Raw genomic sequence first — 17,193 nt, forward strand, 5'->3', positions numbered from 1 at the left:
ATGCTCTCCCATGATTGGGGACATGTCTTTTTTGTAATGGATTGCAGGAGCACCTGCAGCACGGAGCTGCATTATGTTTTACTTTTAAGAGACCAAACGACTACAGGTATGAGAAATAAAGATAAAATTCCTCCGCTTAAAGATAATGTAGCATAACTCGTATTCGCTACGACCATTCCCGAAAGAGCACCGCCAGCAGCACCTGCTAACGCAATAAAAACATCGAGTGTTCCTTGGGTTTTTGCCCGGGTTGATGGTTCTGTAGAATCAACTATTTGAGCAGTACCACTAATTAAACCAAAGTTCCATCCCAACCCAAGTAAAGACAGAGCAATGATTAATAGAATCATTGAATCACTTGGTGCGAATGCTGCTAATAAACCAGCAAGTAACAATGTTATGCCCGACGCTATGCTCATAGCTGTTCGTCCCAATTTATCTACAAGTACACCCGTGATAGGTGAAGGAAGATACATTGCACCTATATGAAAACCAATCACAATCCCCACTTCGGCTAATCCATGACCATGATGCTGCATATGGATCGGTGTCATGGTCATGAGTGCAACCATGACAATTTGAGTTAAGATCATAACCGTGGCACCTACTGTAAGCCCTTTTTTATCTATTTTTTGATCCGCAGAATCTGGTTTATTTCCATGCTCCTGTTCTGCTTTGTAAGCTGCTATTCTTTGGGCAATGACTAACGGATCCGGACGCAGCAGAATAAATAGGACAAGACCTGCTACAATAAATGCTGCTGCTGATAAAATAAAGGGACCCCCAAGTGCTGGAACACCAATTGATACGGCGAATTCACCCATCATTCCAACTAAATTCGGACCTGCTACAGCCCCAAATGTTGTCATGACCATTGTCATACTAATTGCAGTTGCACGTTGTTTAGAATTCGCTAAGTCAGTCCCAGCATAACGAGCTTGTAAATTTGTGGCTGTTCCTGCGCCGTAAATGAAGAGCGATGCAAATAATAAAATGACACTATTCATCATAGCTGCAATCACAACACCAATTGCTCCGAGCCCCCCAACAACAAAACCTGTCGATAAACCGATGCATCGTCCATAACGTTGTGAAATCTTTCCTACAATGAAAGCTGCCAAAGCTGACCCCAAAGTAAATAAAGCGATTGGGACTCCTGCATAGGCTTCAGTTCCAAGCATTTGTTGAGCTAAAAGTGCACCTACCGTAATCCCTGCGGCTAGTCCAGCCCCTCCAAATATTTGCGATAGACTTACAACGAACAATACTCGTTTATATAATTTTTTCAATTTTTGGGGTGAATCTATATAATTCTTAACTATAACTTGTTCTGTATTTAACACTTGTAAACACCCACTTGAAATTTATTTGCAAAGCGTAACCATTTTATCAGTTCAGTCTACAATCCTCCATTTGAATCTCTTGCACTCTCGATCATTTACACCTTGATTTTCAAGCGGATCATGAATAAAACTGCGACATGACTGATCTTTTCTTTTGAGCTGACGTGTATCTTTTGTAAAGTATGAAGATGTTTTCATCTCGTTACCCAGTCTAGCATCCTGCTAGTCTTCTTTTATGGCGTTAAAAGACTGGCCCTCAATGCTAATGCCTGCTTTTCCTTCGTTTTTTGATCCACCAACGCAAAATCACCATTCTCATGCGCTAATGAAAATAATTCTTCGATATGAAAAACACCTGTCTGAAACCGCCTGCTCAATAAATGCAATGCCGCAGCACTGGCGACTTGAGCTGTTGCTTGAGACTCATCGCGCCCTTTTATTCCAAGGGCTGCTTGATGAATCTTGTTGCCCTCCATTCCTGTCGCTTCCACTTTCACTGCATATTGATCTGTACCCATTCGAGCAGATTGAATCATGGAAATCGCTCGTTCCTTGATTTTCGGCACAGTGAGAAGTGACGTCATCCCAAGGCTCCTTGTGAAAGCAAATGCACGTGTCGCCGCGCGAGAATCAAAACAGAGCCTTGTCGTCACAGAAGGCACGTGGAGCGTCGACGGCAATGTCTGCTGGTCAGAGAAAGGGAACTGATAGGCTTGCCGCTTTCCAAATTTTCCACCAAAATCTACACGTTTGCCTCCAGTAAAGCTTTTGACTCTTTTACGCTGATGATGCTTAGTAAGCACATAGTCAGTATGGACATGATCAAGCGTCCATTCAATGGCGGCTTTTCCATGCTGATCACCCAATCCAAGCATAATCCCTATATCTATTTGATTCACTGATGAGAGCATAGATGCTGCTTTCGCTGATAATAAATTCGTAAGGCCAGGCGCAAGCCCGACACTAAGCAAAGCCGTTGCACTGATACGGCGTTGATCTAGCTTTGCCACCCGTTCCATGTACATCCCCTTTGCGGAGATATCTATATAATCAATGCCTGATCGCAGAACTGTTTCAGCAAATGAAGGATCCTCTTGATCAAGACACATGATCACTAGCTTTGTTTTATCCATCCATTCCGAATATGACGGATCACTGACATCTAGTTGATAGGGACGAACTTTCCCTCTTGTCTGGCGTGAAAATGTCTCCGCCTTCTCATAGCTTCTTCCTGCCGCAACAATTTGCCCGGGATACACTTCGTTTAGTTGAAGACATATTTGCTGTCCAACATGACCATAACCGCCAATCACCATCACCTGTGTTCTCATTTCTCATCCGCCTCACTATGACCTCTTTTGCAAACAAGCCCCTTGATCATCCCTGCCTGAAAATAAGGTCTGATGTCTTCAAATCCTGCTTCGATTAATTCTTCCCTTATCTCTTCCTCAGGAACTGGGTGTGTCGAGCATCCCAACCTGTTTTGAAAGGAGGTAAACATATCTTTTTCTAGGCCATGCCGCTGCATGAAAAGCGAAAGCATGTGAAGCTCCTGTTGAAATGCATGGGACTTCATCTCTCCCCCTATAAATGCCAACACAAATGGTGCATCTGATTGAAGCCTGCGGGCAATCTCCTTTAAAAAAGGCAGCCGCTTTTCTACAAAATGAATCACAAGCAGATTCACCGCAGCATCGTAAACAGGTTCAGCAGAAACCTTATCTAATGAGGTCTCATGCCATGTGACACGCGCTTCCACCTGAAGCTGTGCAACTCGCCTTTTCGCCATATTCAACATAGAAGATGACGGGTCGACCCCTGTGATAAGCCAGTCTTCTTTTCTTTGAAGCATGTTGATGATCTCTTCTCCCCCGCCCGCTCCGACAGTTAGAATGCGAGGGGCCGTTCCCTTTAATTCAGTTTCTAATACGTCTATTGTTAATTCATGCAATAGTTGGTAGCCGGGTACTTTATGGGCAATCGTGGCTGCGTATGATTCGGCCACGGGATCGTGCCAATCTTGGTTTTCTGTCATGTCCTTCTCCTCCAGTTCCTTTCCGCTTTACATCGTTTCCTGTACACTAACGGTATGATATCTTTATTGTAAAAAGAGACATCAGGAAAAACGATCCCTAAAAGTGGGGATTTTTGAGGAGGAGATCATGTGACCAACCCAGCCATTCATTTTCAGCAGCTGAGACAACATATCCGGGACGAGCTTGCTGCCGTCATTGATTTTGATGCTGCCTGTATCACGACAATCGATCCAGCTACTCTCCTCTCGACAGGTTCCTTCACAGATGAATCGATCGAAGAAATTCATGACAAGCTGTTTCAAAATGAATTCTTAAAAAAAGACGTACATCAGCATGAGTCTCTAGCTAAAGGACCTATTCATGCTGCGAGCTTAGTCCAAAGCGGAGAATACCTCAACAGTGAACGCTATCAGCACATTTTATTACCTAAAGGGTGGTCTGATGAATTGCGGGCAGCCCTTGTGATTGAAGGAGAATGCTGGGGGATTGCCAGCCTATATCGTCTAAAGGACAAGGAACCTTTTCAAGCACAAGATATCCGGGCGGTCATCGAGCAAACACCTAGACTCGCAGCCAAGCTAAGAGATGAACTTTTCAAGAAAAGAGATATAGAAGAGGATGACGCCGTGGAGCAGCAAGGTTTCCTCATTCTCTCCCACGATTACAATCTTCTTTATGGAAATGAGACGGGTCTTCATTGGCTTGAGACGTTTCAAGCCTTTGAACAAATCCATGACAAGGCGACCATGCCACGCCCGTTCAGAGCATTAGGGGCAAAAATTTTATACGGCAACATCGAACAAACAGCCGCAAGCATGACGAGATTGCCTACAGGGCTGTTCATCTCCCTTCAAGCATTTAGGTTAGCACAGGGAGCCGGGCAAGAAGAAGCGGCTTTTATGATTCACATCAAGAGAGCCCAAACCAATGATATTCTTCCTTATGCAGCAAAAACATACCGGCTGACAGAAAGAGAGATGAACGTCCTCGACTGCTTATTAAAGGGCCAGTCTACAAAGGAAATTGCCAGTACATTATTTATTTCAACCCATACCGTCCATGATCATGTGAAAGCGATGCTACAAAAGACAAATTTAAGCAGCAGAAGGATGCTCGTTTACTTTTTCTCTCACATATAAAAAAGCGGCTACCTCACTGGTAGACCGCTTGTTTGTTTATTTTCCTAGAACTAACTCATGCAGAACATGTGCTACTCCGGCTTCATTATTTGATTTTGTCACAACATCTGCTACGGCTTTGACATCATCAATGGCATTTCCCATAGCAACACCGCAGCCCGCAAATTCCAGCATTGATACGTCGTTCCCATTGTCACCAATGGCCATGACCTCTTCACGAGCAATCCCCAGCTCTTTCGCTAGAAGCTTCACGGCGTTTCCTTTGCTGACTTCAGGATGCAGGATTTCAAGGAAGAAATCTGTGCTTTTCACCATCATATATTTGCCTTTCACTTCAGATGGAATGGCTTGTATCGTCTTTTCCAAACGTTCTGGCTGATCAATATACATCATCTTTGGAAGTCTCATTGAAGGGTCCGCCTCTTCAACAGGTAAATATTTAAGCGGTAGCTTTGTTAAGTAAGATTCAAGTACTGTGTACTCACTAATATCACGGTTCGGCGTGTACAAATGAGCGGAATCGAAATAATGCATCGGTGTATCCAGCTCACGGCTCAGCTTATATAAAGAAGTTAAATCATCATAGGATAACGTCAATTCTGACACCACTTCATTTGTATGGCTGTTTTGGACAAGTGCCCCATTGTAGGCAATCACGTAATCTCCCTCTTGATTGAGCTGAAGATCATCTAAATAACGATTCACTCCGCCAATAGGCCGCCCTGTACATAATACAATTTTCACTCCCTCTGCCTTCGCCTGTTGAATGGCTTCAAACACCTCATTCGGCACCATATGTTGATCATTTAATAACGTACCATCCATATCAATTGCAACTAATTTATACATTCACTGGTCCCCTTTTCTCAGCAAGAAACGTGCTGTCCCTATTTGAGTCATCTACAAGATGACAAGTTATATCATTACTATTTACCTATTTTAGCCTATCGTTTTTTCAGCACGCTGTCTACTTGTTCTTACCTGTAACAAAATTGTCATAAGCCTACTCTATTATATCGTATTCTCTTCACACTGCTTTAAACAGAATTTCTCCCCTTTTCAAAAGAGGAAAATACAATAAATGTTCATCACTGAACATTTTGAAACTAGCAAATCTAATTGTATGATGGATAGCAAAGAAAGGAGGTGCAGGGAATGATTACGTTTACTAGAGGAAAATTGTCAAAAATGTCTGGTGTACATATTGAAACCATTCGTTTTTACGAAAATGAAGGTGTGCTCCCCGAACCTAAGAGAGCACATAACGGCTATCGTTTATATGATAAAAAATATGTACTCATGCTTTCCTTTATCACAGAAGCTAGAAAGCTAGATTTCTCACTCAAAGAAATTCGCGAAATTATCAAATCACTATTTGAAAAACAATCAAAAACAGAAGCTGAACAGCTGCTCGAACAAAAAGTGGAAGATATTCAACATTCCATTCAAGAGCTAAAGAAGAGGAAGGCCGCCATTCAATTGTTAACAAAACAAACATTAGCGAACATCAGCTAATTGTAAGGGCTACCAAATATGTGCTGATGTTTGCCAATGGCACCCTCTCCGCCCAGGTCTTAATTGCACGTGTGAAGAAAACATCATGTATACTAGAAACAGCTTAACTTGATATCAAACGAGTGGAAGGGGTTTTGAGTAGAATGAACATTGCAACCATTGGAACAGGTGTGATTGTGGAAAGCTTCCTGCAAGCGATTGAACAGCTCGAAGGCGCTTCTTGTCATGCCGTTTATTCAAGAAAGGAGGCAACGGCAAAGAAGCTCGCAGACCAATTTGGGGTACAAACGACTTATACGGATTTAACCGCTATGCTAGAAGATCCTCACATTGATGCCGTTTATATTGCATCACCGAATCGATTACATAGCGAGCATGCCACGGCCGCATTAGCACACGGAAAACACGTGATTTGCGAAAAGCCTTTCACCTCTAATGTCAAAGAGCTGGAAGCCTTAATCACTCTCGCAAAGGAAAAGCAGCTTTTCTTATTTGAAGCCATTACGACCGTTCATATGCCAAACTATCATTTGATTAAAAAGCACCTGCATCAATTAGGCAAAATCAAACTGGTTCAATGCAACTATAGTCAATATTCAAGCAAATATCCTCAGCTGCTAGCCGGCGAAACACCAAATGTCTTTAATCCTGCTTTCTCTGGGGGCGCGTTAATGGATATTAATATCTATAATGTCCATTTCGTCATGAACCTCTTCGGATCACCAGAGCGGGTTCGCTATCAGGCAAACCGCCACCCAAATGGCATTGATACCTCTGGTGTGTTAACGTTCACCTACAGTGACTTCATTGCAACCAGTGTTGGCAGTAAGGATACAAGCAGTATGAATTTCGCATTGATTCAAGGTGAAAAAGGCTTCATTCATGTGAAAAATGGAGCGAATGGCTGCGAGGAAGTGTTGCTGCATGTGAATGATCAGGTGATCTCACTCAATGCACAAACAAATCCAAACCGCCTGTTTTATGAAGCAGAAGCTTTCCAGCACATCATCGAAACAGAAGATCGTGAACAGTGCTACACATGGCTGGATGAAAGTCTCTCTGTGATGAAAGTTCTTGAAGCTGCAAGAAAAGATGCAGGTATTGTTTTCCCAGCAGATGATTTTTAATGAAAAAAACCGCCTTCTATTTAGAGAGGGCGGTTTTTGGCGATTAAATACTCTTAGAATAAGCCACAAGGCGCTGAGACATGTGGTTCACTTCATCGACTGAAGCATTCACTTGCTCTGTTAAAGCAGCCTGTGTTTGTGTAAGAGCTGTCATGTTCGAGATATTTTCAAGAATTTCATCAATTTGCGTTTTCATTTCTGTCAAACTAGATTCGATATTCTCCGTTGCATTGGCACTATGAAGCGCCAACTTACGCACTTCGTCTGCAACAACAGAGAATCCGCGTCCCTGCTCACCAGCTCTTGCTGCTTCAATCGCAGCATTTAAACCAAGCAAGTTCGTTTGGTTCGCTACTTCTTTGATCAAGTCAGAAATATTTTTCGTCTCATCTGCACTATTTTTTGCTAGGTTGGCAGCAGATGTTGACTGCTCTTGTGCGACAGCAAGCTCCTGCGCTTGGTTTGTCACAGAGCTGATACCTGATACCATCTCGCTGATCGAACTTGAAAGCTGCTCTACTTGTGAAGCCATTTCATTTGCTGTTTTCTCTTTGTTTTTTTCTAACGTGATGTCACGAATGGTACCTGCAACACGAAGAGGAACGCCTTTGTCATCACGAATGGTTTCACCACCCGCATGATACCAGCGATACTCGCCATTTTTACTCTGTAATCTGTAATCAATGTCAAATGGTGTGCGTCCAGAGTGATCATTTAAATGGTCAGCAAAGGCTTGGAGAGCCAATTCTTGATCCTCAGGATGCAGACGATCGCTCCAGCTGCTTAACACGTTCGGGAAATCTTTTTCATCCGTAAAGCCAAGCGTTTTTCTGAACTGCGGGGACCACCAGAACTCATTGTTTGGATTCACTGGATCGCCGGCCTCTACCACCATGTCCCAAGGAGCTTCAACAAGCGCACGATTGATTAAATCGTATCTCGTCACGAATGCTTGCAGCTCTTCTTCTTTCAATTTCTGATCATGAATATCAAAAAGAGCTCCCGCCACACGAAGAGGGACACCGTTACGATCACGAATGGTCGTTCCAGTTGCTTTGAACCAGCGGTAATCTCCGTTTTTCAACTTCAAACGATATTCGATGTCATATGGGGTACGACCAGAATGGTCCAATAAATGCGCAGAGAACGCATTTAGGGTAAACTCTTGATCTTCTGGGTGAATGCGAGAAGCCCAGCTGTCTAAAACATTTGGAAAATCGTGCTCATTTTGAAAGCCGAGCATGTTGCGGAATTCGTCTGTCCATGTGAATTCATTGTTTGGGTTGACCGGATCTCCAGCGATAACGACCATATCCCATAAGCCAACTTGAATGGCTTTTGTCACTAAGTTCATCCGCATTTGAATATCTTCATTTGCTTCCTGCATCTTTTGCAACGCTTCATTTATTTGAGCCACTGCTTCAGTCGCTTGACTTGAAGAGAATGCAGCAGTATCTAGTCTTGCTGAAAGGTCTCCTTTCTCAATTCGTTCTACTAATTGACTGCTTTCTTTCAAAAGGATTCCCGCTGACGAGTCATTTGCTTTTCTCATAAACATCTTTCATAACTCCTTTCATTCTTTCGTACAATTTTGAAATATTTTACAGTTATAAACAATTCTCTATTAGGACTTTAGTAATACAAATGATATATCGACAAAAACTGAAAATTGTTTATGTCATAAATAAGGCAAATATTCATTTTTTCACGGAGTTTCATATTTTGGTTATGGCTGATAGAAGAAATTAATGGATATAACTGGATTACTTGATAGAATCAACCACCTTTTTTGTCTGAAAAATCTCTTTTTTTATATTGACACTGACGTCCCGACAAAAGAAAATGGAACATAAGCATTTTTAAAAAAGGAGAACGTCATGAGCGCGAATCAGGAACAACAAGAATTAAAAAAGCTTTTATCACCGCGTCACATTCGCATGATTGCGATGGGCGGGGTCATTGGTACAGGAATCTTTAAAGGAAGTGCCGATACAATCGGTTTAGCAGGTCCTGGGGTCATTTTTTCCTATGTATTTGCCGGATTATTATTACTTATCGTGATGGCAGCCTTAGCCGAAATGGCCATTGTCTATCCGGGAAATAATCTTCGCGACCTGATACAGATTGCGCTTGGTCAACGTTTTTCATTTGTCGTCGGTTGGGTTTATTGTTTCATGTGGCTCACAGTATGTGTCATCGAAATTATTGCAGCAGGCAGTCTGCTTCAATACTGGATGCCGAACGTACCGCTCTGGTCACTTTGTTTACTTTGCTCACTCTTAGTCATCGGAATTAACTTAAATAATGTAAAATACTTTGGTGAAATTGAGTTTTGGTTCGCTGGAATGAAGATTTTCGTTATTATTGTCTTTATTATTCTCGGTGCAGCTCTATTATTTGGGATCATTCCAAACGAACAAAGCACGCCTGCTCTCACCAACTATCAAAACTTCGTCCCGAACGGATGGGGTGCGATCTTTGCATCTTTACTAGTTGTTATTTTCTCTTACGGGGGCTCTGAATTGATCGGGCTGACCATTACAGAAACAAAGGATGCGGAAAAGGTCTTACCTGGTGTTGTCAAAAGTATGATGTGGCGGATTATCTTATTTTACACATTGCCGATTTTGATCATCTGCGGGCTCATTCCTTGGAATCAAATTGATCCAAATAACAGTCCTTTTGTCCAAGTCTTTTCTGCTGCTGGCATGCAAGGAGCCTCTCACTTCATTAATTTCGTATTGATAACAGCTGTTCTATCTGCGGCCAATTCTGGCATTTATGGAACGACGAGAATGATTCATTCTCTCTCTAAATCAGATGGCGGTCCGAAAAAGCTGGCACAGGTCAATAAAAGAGGCGTACCTATTTTGAGCTTATGGGTGACCGTTCTGTTCCTTCTCATCGGAACATTCTTTGCTTACTTATATCCAGAGCAAATTTTCAGTTACATGCTAGCTATCCCTGGTTTTGCTGTTTCACTCATTTGGATCAGCATTTGCATGGCACATCTGAAACTTCGCCCGAAATATCCACAGGAGCCGTATTTCAAAGTGTGGCTGTTTCCGTATTTGACCTTATTTGCAGGTCTTGTGCTGAGTGTAAGTTTTGTGATGTTCCTATTCAGACAAGAAAACTTGCCTAGCTCGATTATCAGCATCGGTTTCTTAATCGCAGCCATCATTGCATCATTTTTGATGAAAAAGAAAGCTTAAACACCAAAACCCGCCTAATGGCGGGTTTTTTCATGAGTTACTATCTTCTTCTGTCACTTCAAAATCAACCGACGCTTTCGGTATGCCGTTGATGATGATTGTTAATGTATGAGTCCCCTCATAATGTTTTCTCGTCGTCATATTTTGAAAAGACTGTGACCTGACGAATTCTCTATGTAACGCTGCGCCTGTTTCAAACTCTGTGATTTTAAATACCTTCTGATTGCGAGTACCCCGAGCTTTGACATAGTCTATGGCATACTCTACACGTAGCTTTAACGGCTTATCCGCCTGAAGTGTAAAATGAAAAGTCATTTTCTCTCCAATATGGATAGGATCTTGTGCTATCCTCAAATCCGTTACCTGAACAGATGGATCATCTCCATAGCCAAACATAGCCATGATAGCGGGATCTCCTTTTTTGAGTAAAGTACGGGATGCATGTTTGACAATCCAGTTCGTATGTTTATTGGTTCCATACCAGTTTTGAACCGTCTGCTTCATCAAATCAGGCTGAATCGCGGAAATATCATTTAGATGGTTCGCTACACTTTTTTGCACATAACGCGACGGGTCCGACTTCAAATTTTCCAAAATCGGCAGCGTAACCGAAGGGTCTTTTTTAAGCGTAGGAACAGATAAGCCCCATGGCAGACGCGGCCTGCACCCTTCACTAGCCAGCCTCCGTATATGCTCATTTTGATCCTGAGACCATGCGAGCATTTGCGTAAGCATTTTGTCTTGATCTTGAATCAAAAATGGACGAACGGCAAATTCAGAAGTGGAAAAGGGCGTGAAAAATTCGAGCGCCTTAATCGAGAGATCCCAATGTGAAAGGCCGTATGTCTCGACGTAGTCGGGAAATACGAGCGCACTAAGCCCTGAAAAATGCGGGGCTGCATGACGCAGTACCTCAATGGCCTGCACATAGTTGTCAGGCAAACAGGCATGCATCGATTCAGTGACTCTTCTCATCCGTCCTTTTAACTCAAGCTGCTGCCAATCCTCTTGAAATACGAGTCGCTTGAATGGCTCAGCATCAAATTCACTTGAAGCCTGCGTAAGCTTCTCTGCTAATTCTTGAATAAATAATTCATTGTACACATGTTTTAATGGTTCGATCGTGTCCGCCTCCCATATCTCAATATCATTATTTTACCCGAATCTGAAGAAAGTGGGTTCACAACACACAAAAATAGCCCGATTCCAAAGAATCAGGCTACTTTGTTCACTATAAAAACATATTAATGATCATAATAAATGCAATAGCGCTGACGGAAATGATCGTCTCCATAGCCGTCCATGTCAAGAACGTCTCTTTAATGGTCATACCAAAATACTCCTTGATCAGCCAAAAACCGGAATCATTGACATGAGATAAAATTAACGAACCCGCTCCTGTCGCTAACACAAGCAGCTCTCTACTTACATCCGGCATAGTTGCAGCAATTGGGGCTACAATACCTGCTGCCGTCATCATAGATACCGTAGCAGATCCTGTTGCCACCCGAATCACCGCAGCTATCAGCCAGCTAAGCAAAATCGGTGAAATCGGCGAGTGTTTAGCTAAATCTGCAATATAATCACCAACACCTGAATCAATGAGCACATTGTTGAAGGCCCCTCCAGCTCCAATGACAAGTAAAATGGAAGCAATCGGTCCCAAGCACTCATTACTAAAGGAAAGCACCCGATCACGGCTCATTCCTTGCATAAAGCCAAGACTGAAGAAAGAATAAACTGTTGCAATCAGCAGTGCTGTTATTGGATCCCCGATATACTTGAATACATGGAACCACATATTGTCCTCTGGTAAGATAATGTCCGCCAATGTGGCAAAAAGCATCAAAATGACCGGTACCATTATGGTAAACATCGTATTCGCAAAGCCGGGGAGCTTTCGATCTTCATTTCGTTCAGTGAACTGTTTTTTCAGCATTACTGGAACGGGTTTATGTATCCGCTTGCCAATCCACTTACCATACAGCGGTCCAGCAATAATCGCTGTTGGCAATCCGACAATAATAGAAAAGAAAATGGTTTTCCCCACGTTGGCATGGTAAATGCCAACGGCTGCCATTGCCGCTGGATGAGGCGGCACTAGTCCATGCACGACAGACAAGCCAGCGATTAATGAGATCCCAATGGTCACAAGAGAGATGCCTGTTTCAATGGCAATTGTAAAAAGTAAAGGAATGAGAAGAACGAAACCGACCTGGAAAAAGACAGGTATCCCCACGATAAAGGCAACAAACATCATTGCCCAATGCACATTCTTCGTCCCAAATCGGCTGATTAAGGTTTGAGCTATTCGCTCTGCTCCCCCTGACTCAGCCATCATTTTCCCAAGCATGGTACCAAGCGCTAGAACAATTGCTAGCAATGATAACGTATTGCCTAACCCCGTTTTAATCGATTGTATGATTTCCTGCAAATCCATTCCCGTCGCAAAGCCTACTAACATAGAAGTAATAATTAAACTCACAAATGGATTCAGCTTAGCGACTGTGATGAGAATGAGTAAAAGGACAATCGCCGCAATCACAATGAATAAAAGCATGTTCTCCCACCTTTTCCCTGATGTTTAACGATTTTGTTTTAATTGCAGCGCACTAATGACATCAAATTCATCCTTCAGCTTGTCATAGAGGCGTTCATATAAGTAAAACAGCTCTATGTAAGTTTCATTGTTCTTCATATTAGGTTCGTGATGAGCAGTAATGCGAATCCACTCCTGAACCTCTTCTATCTCTTCCATATGACCTAAACTATGAAGTGCAAGGACAGCCGCACCAAGTGCTGACGCCTCGTAGCTTTCTGGAACAAGCACTTCTCTACCCATCGTATCCGCTAAAATTTGCCGCCACAGCGGAGATCGCGCAAATCCGCCTGAAGCCCTGACATCCTTTGCTGAACCAGTTAAATCTCTTAAAGCAACACCGATTGAGAAAACACTCATAATGACGCCTTCTAACACAGCTCTAATAAAGTGCTCCCGTTTATGCTGAAGACCGATCCCAAAGAAAGTGCCTCTCGCATTTGGATTCCAATAAGGTGCACGCTCACCTGATAAAAATGGCAGAAACAGCAGACCCTCTGAACCAGCTGGGACCTTTTCTGCGATATCCATCATCAGATCGTAAGGGTCCACACCTAGGCGCTTGGCTACCTCTACCTCTGAAGACCCGAATTCATCCTTCAGCCATCTCAGCATGATCCCGCCATTATTGGTCGGTCCTCCCACAACCCAATGCTTATCTGTCAGCGCATAACAGAATGTTCTTGATTGCTCATCTGTAATTGGTTTGTCTACTACTGTACGGACCGCACCGCTTGTCCCAATCGTAACAGCCACCTCTCCTTGACCAATCGCGCCAACACCTAAATTCGCTAGAACGCCATCATTGGCACCAACGACAAATGGTGTATCTTCCTTGATGCCCATGCGTAGTGCAATCTCAGACTGAATACCTCTCAGCTGATGCGTGGTTGGGACAAGTTCAGACAGTTGACTAGCCTCAATTCCAGCAATATGAAGCGCCTTCTCATCCCATTGAAGCGTTTCCAAATGGAACAGACCCGTTGCTGAAGCGATTGAATAATCGACGACATACTGACCGAAGAAATGATAAAGAATATATTCTTTGATCGAAATAAATTTCGCTGCCTTCTTGAAGACATCAGGTGTCATTTCTTTCATCCAACGTATTTTTGAAAGCGGTGACATTGGATGGATCGGTGTACCTGTTCTTTTATAAATGTTGAAGCCATCCAAGTCTGAAATGATTCGTTTCGCCTGTTCTGCACTTCGGTTATCTGCCCAAATGATACTGTTCGTTAACGTCTTGCCATCCTCGTCCATCACAATTAAAGAATGCATCGCTGTACTAATCCCAATGCCTATGAGATTTGCTGCATCAAAAGCGGCTTTCGTCAATGCACCTCTTACACTCGCAATGACGGCTTCTAATATATGTTCAGGATCCTGCTCAACCCATGCTGGCTGGGGGTGAATGAGTTCATAAGGAACTGAATGCTTCGCTATCACTTTACCCTGTGGTCCAAACAGAACCGCCTTTGTACTTGTTGTTCCAATATCCAAACCAATTACCGCCTGGTTCCCCTTCATCTGTATCACGCCCAATCATTGATTTGAAAATCACATATATGGTTCTTGATATACCTGTTAAAACCCATTATAAAAATAATTTTTTCTACATTCAACGATTGAAAAGAAAATTTTTTTTATCAAAAAGCTCATAATCGTTACCACAACAGCATTTTTCATTGTCAGAAAAATTTATTTTTGGAATCATTACACCCTTTTTTGTGAAATGGTTTCTCTCATTTGCTTTAAGTTTGTTAATGTTTCCTGCTGCCTTAAGTGGGCAAGTGCAAAATATAAAACGTCAATGACAGTCAGCTGAGCTAGCCTTGCGGACATCGCTTCTGTCCGAAAAGCCGTTTCTTGCGTTGCTGTATACAACGTAACATCAGCAAGCTGGCTCAATGGAGAACGCTGATAGCTAGTAATACCGATCGTTTTAGCTCCTTTACCCTTTGCTGTTTTCATCGCATCGAGCAAATCTTTATTACGTCCAGAATGAGAAATTCCGATCACTGTACTGTGCTGATCAAGGAGACCCGCAGACATCGCTTGAAAATGAGAATCTGTGTGAACAATACAATTGATACCCGTCCTCATAAATTTATGAAAAGCGTCTGTCGCAATGAGCCCAGACCCACCACTCCCATAAAACTCTAAGCGTTTCGCTTCATGTATAATTTGTATGGCCTTTTCGACATCATCTGGATTCAACAATTGAAAGCTATCCTTTAATGCGGAAATATTCGCCTGAAAAACCTTTTGCATAAAAACGGCCGTATCATCATCAAGACTCATTTCTTCATCTACATAATTAGGCTTTGTTTGGTCTATTTCCTGGGCAATAGCAATCTTCAAATCTTGAAAGCCCTCAAATCCAAGCCTTTTGCAAAGACGAAAAATGGTTGCCTCCGAGCTTGAGGTCTTTTTCGCAAGTTCTACAATAGACAAATGGATGATGTCGCGGGGCTCATTCGTAATATGCTCTGCAATTCCTTTCAGCTTTGGCGGCAATCCCCTGCTTGCTGCTCTTATTTTTTCAATACTACTTAAACTAACAGAAGCCAATTGACTTCACTCCTCCCTTATTCATGTGAACGCATACATTTCCTCATGTTCCCATCTTATAAAAAAGAAGCCTGTTTGCACAGACTTCTTTTTTAAGCGTTCATTGTTTTGATCAATAAATCAAAGAAAGCGTCAGCATCTACATCAGTACATACTTGAACGTTAGGCTCTTTCTCCCATTGATGCTGAAAATCACAGACCATCTGGCCATCACAAAACTCACTCTTCGTCTCAACATCCACATGAAAAGCCTGTGTGCTCACGAGCTGCTTATCAATAGCGAGACTGACAGCAAGCGGATCATGCATGGCACACGCCCATACACCATTCCGCTCAAAATAGCGCTGCCGGTAAATGCTTGTACTCTCTCTAATATAATGGGCCAACGTCTCATTTTGAATCGCATCGATTCTTTCATCCGTTAACAAGACCTCCCTCGTGACATCTAATCCCACTTGAGTTAATGTAGGGAACCCTGCATCCAGCACTAACTTCGCCGCTTCTGGGTCTGCATATGTATTAAATTCCGCAACCGGTGTGACGTTCCCCTGTCCCTGCACGACACCACCCATAAAAATGACTTCTTTGACTTGATGAATCAGCTCAGGACATTTTTTTACCGCAATGGCTAAATTCGTTAAAGGTCCTGTCAACACAAGCGTAACCTGCTTCGAATACTGCATCACCTGGTCGATGATAAAATCAGGTGCAAAACCAGCATCTGCTTTTTTCATAGGCTGAGCATCCTTTAAAGCACCGCCAATTCCATCCTCTCCGTGCACCCTATGCTCATAATGAGGCGACCTTAAAAGAGGCGTGGTTGCGCCTTTGATCACAGGGATCTCATCTGCCTCAACCAACTCAAGCACTTTGCATGTGTTCAATGTAGCCGCATCAACAGACACATTCCCACACACCGTTGTAATCCCCAACATATCAAACTGATTACTTTTCACTGCTAGCAAAATCCCAATCGCATCATCAATTCCAGTGTCTACATCTAAGATCAATTTCTTTTTATTTGGCATGGATGAAATCTCTCCCTTGTTTGTAAGTCTTGTTAGGGGAATGATAGCATATTGCTTTGGTCTTCATTTTAGAGAACAAACGGCTAACGGATGTTTTTTACTCTTTTCCTCCAATGTCCTTTAGATATTGCTCTCGTTCTTTTTCAGAGAGTCTATTAAGGTAGTTTTCTTTTATCTCAGGCTCATTTTTATATTTATTCCAGTCTTTGAAGCGGTAAGATAAATCAGGCGCAAAACTCATTGAACCCACTTCCTTAGACCGGTATTCTAATGATGCAGAGAAATCATACTTATCTGGCTCCCCATTAATATATCCTCTCATTATTATGTAGCCCATTGGATCAATGTTTACCCTCTTCTCGAACGTTATAGTTTTAATAAAATTGTGAATATCTCTTTTGTGTAAACGTTCTTCTACTTTCGGCTTCATCTTCTCTGCGAATTCCTCTGCTTTTTCTTGATCGCTTTTCTCTTTCACCACATCATTTGATTGACTTTGCTGATTGTGCTGAACGATTAATGAAGTCACTGAGAGAAGGATGATCACAATCAATACTGATACAAGTTTTATTGTATTTTTCATATCTAGCACTTCCACCTTTTTATGAATGAAACGT

Annotated in this window: 15 protein-coding genes; 4 read left to right on the plus strand and 11 right to left on the minus strand. The window is 42.5% G+C overall.

Annotated elements, in window-relative coordinates:
* Window positions 1–71: 71 nt before the first annotated feature.
* The 3 genes from C5695_RS19550 to C5695_RS19560 form a co-directional block, all read right to left on the minus strand.
* A complete protein-coding gene (locus tag C5695_RS19550; protein ID WP_117732692.1) occupies window positions 72–1,343 on the minus strand; it encodes an MFS transporter in 1,272 nt (423 codons plus the stop codon).
* 233 nt (window positions 1,344–1,576) lie between these two features.
* On the minus strand, window positions 1,577–2,674 hold the full coding sequence (locus C5695_RS19555; protein WP_117732694.1) for a saccharopine dehydrogenase family protein: 1,098 nt from the start codon (window positions 2,672–2,674) through the stop codon (window positions 1,577–1,579).
* On the minus strand, window positions 2,671–3,378 hold the full coding sequence (locus C5695_RS19560) for a class I SAM-dependent methyltransferase (protein WP_117732696.1): 708 nt from the start codon (window positions 3,376–3,378) through the stop codon (window positions 2,671–2,673). The genes C5695_RS19555 and C5695_RS19560 overlap by 4 nt, the downstream gene beginning before the upstream one ends.
* A 129-nt stretch (window positions 3,379–3,507) precedes the next feature.
* Between C5695_RS19560 and C5695_RS19565 the strand changes: the two genes are divergently transcribed.
* Window positions 3,508–4,518 (plus strand): helix-turn-helix transcriptional regulator, encoded by a 1,011-nt coding sequence (locus C5695_RS19565; RefSeq protein WP_117732698.1) that lies wholly within the window; start codon window positions 3,508–3,510, stop codon window positions 4,516–4,518.
* A gap of 36 nt (window positions 4,519–4,554) precedes the next feature.
* On the opposite strand, the gene yidA is transcribed toward C5695_RS19565, so the two are convergent.
* On the minus strand, window positions 4,555–5,367 hold the full coding sequence (gene yidA, locus C5695_RS19570) for a sugar-phosphatase (protein WP_117732700.1): 813 nt from the start codon (window positions 5,365–5,367) through the stop codon (window positions 4,555–4,557).
* Window positions 5,368–5,673: 306 nt separating this feature from the next.
* On the opposite strand from yidA, the gene C5695_RS19575 reads away from it, so the two are divergent.
* A complete protein-coding gene (locus C5695_RS19575; protein WP_039182663.1) occupies window positions 5,674–6,033 on the plus strand; it encodes a MerR family transcriptional regulator in 360 nt (119 codons plus the stop codon).
* 143 nt (window positions 6,034–6,176) lie between these two features.
* A complete protein-coding gene (locus C5695_RS19580) occupies window positions 6,177–7,160 on the plus strand; it encodes a Gfo/Idh/MocA family protein (protein ID WP_117732702.1) in 984 nt (327 codons plus the stop codon).
* Window positions 7,161–7,203: 43 nt separating this feature from the next.
* On the opposite strand, the gene C5695_RS19585 is transcribed toward C5695_RS19580, so the two are convergent.
* Window positions 7,204–8,718 carry a methyl-accepting chemotaxis protein gene (locus C5695_RS19585; RefSeq protein ID WP_117732704.1) on the minus strand — a complete coding sequence of 505 codons (1,515 nt, stop codon included), beginning with the start codon at window positions 8,716–8,718 and terminating at the stop codon, window positions 7,204–7,206.
* A gap of 319 nt (window positions 8,719–9,037) precedes the next feature.
* Here C5695_RS19585 and C5695_RS19590 point away from each other — a divergent pair, with 319 nt between their 5' ends.
* Window positions 9,038–10,375, plus strand: a complete 1,338-nt coding sequence (locus tag C5695_RS19590) for an amino acid permease (RefSeq protein ID WP_117732706.1) — start codon at window positions 9,038–9,040, stop codon at window positions 10,373–10,375.
* Between the two features lie 30 nt (window positions 10,376–10,405).
* On the opposite strand, the gene C5695_RS19595 is transcribed toward C5695_RS19590, so the two are convergent.
* From C5695_RS19595 to C5695_RS19620, 6 genes are all read right to left on the minus strand, one after another.
* Window positions 10,406–11,497, minus strand: a complete 1,092-nt coding sequence (locus C5695_RS19595) for a DNA alkylation repair protein (protein ID WP_187441863.1) — start codon at window positions 11,495–11,497, stop codon at window positions 10,406–10,408.
* A 109-nt stretch (window positions 11,498–11,606) separates the two neighbouring features.
* Window positions 11,607–12,935 (minus strand): GntP family permease, encoded by a 1,329-nt coding sequence (locus C5695_RS19600; RefSeq protein ID WP_117732710.1) that lies wholly within the window; start codon window positions 12,933–12,935, stop codon window positions 11,607–11,609.
* Between the two features lie 24 nt (window positions 12,936–12,959).
* Entirely contained in the window at window positions 12,960–14,504 is a 1,545-nt protein-coding gene (gntK, locus tag C5695_RS19605; protein WP_117732712.1) for a gluconokinase, read from the minus strand.
* A 186-nt stretch (window positions 14,505–14,690) separates the two neighbouring features.
* Entirely contained in the window at window positions 14,691–15,548 is an 858-nt protein-coding gene (locus C5695_RS19610) for a MurR/RpiR family transcriptional regulator (protein ID WP_117732714.1), read from the minus strand.
* Between the two features lie 92 nt (window positions 15,549–15,640).
* Window positions 15,641–16,576, minus strand: coding sequence for a nucleoside hydrolase (locus tag C5695_RS19615; protein ID WP_117732717.1), 936 nt, complete (start codon window positions 16,574–16,576; stop codon window positions 15,641–15,643).
* Window positions 16,577–16,673: 97 nt separating this feature from the next.
* Entirely contained in the window at window positions 16,674–17,159 is a 486-nt protein-coding gene (locus C5695_RS19620) for a DUF1433 domain-containing protein (protein ID WP_117732719.1), read from the minus strand.
* Window positions 17,160–17,193: the final 34 nt, after the last annotated feature.

The sequence above is a fragment of the Bacillus pumilus genome (assembly GCF_003431975.1).
GTDB lineage: Bacteria > Bacillota > Bacilli > Bacillales > Bacillaceae > Bacillus > Bacillus pumilus_N.

Excerpts from the sequence above, each read along its gene's own strand:
- C5695_RS19585 (WP_117732704.1), bottom strand. The coding sequence starts at position 8,718 with ATGTTTATGAGAAAAGCAAATGACTCGTCAGCGGGAATCCTTTTGAAA.
- C5695_RS19555 (WP_117732694.1), bottom strand. The coding sequence starts at position 2,674 with ATGAGAACACAGGTGATGGTGATTGGCGGTTATGGTCATGTTGGACAG.
- C5695_RS19615 (WP_117732717.1), bottom strand. The coding sequence starts at position 16,576 with ATGCCAAATAAAAAGAAATTGATCTTAGATGTAGACACTGGAATTGAT.
- C5695_RS19560 (WP_117732696.1), bottom strand. The coding sequence starts at position 3,378 with ATGACAGAAAACCAAGATTGGCACGATCCCGTGGCCGAATCATACGCA.
- C5695_RS19575 (WP_039182663.1), top strand. The coding sequence starts at position 5,674 with ATGATTACGTTTACTAGAGGAAAATTGTCAAAAATGTCTGGTGTACAT.
- C5695_RS19600 (WP_117732710.1), bottom strand. The coding sequence starts at position 12,935 with ATGCTTTTATTCATTGTGATTGCGGCGATTGTCCTTTTACTCATTCTC.
- C5695_RS19580 (WP_117732702.1), top strand. The coding sequence starts at position 6,177 with ATGAACATTGCAACCATTGGAACAGGTGTGATTGTGGAAAGCTTCCTG.
- yidA (WP_117732700.1), bottom strand. The coding sequence starts at position 5,367 with ATGTATAAATTAGTTGCAATTGATATGGATGGTACGTTATTAAATGAT.
- gntK (WP_117732712.1), bottom strand. The coding sequence starts at position 14,504 with ATGAAGGGGAACCAGGCGGTAATTGGTTTGGATATTGGAACAACAAGT.
- C5695_RS19620 (WP_117732719.1), bottom strand. The coding sequence starts at position 17,159 with ATGAAAAATACAATAAAACTTGTATCAGTATTGATTGTGATCATCCTT.
- C5695_RS19590 (WP_117732706.1), top strand. The coding sequence starts at position 9,038 with ATGAGCGCGAATCAGGAACAACAAGAATTAAAAAAGCTTTTATCACCG.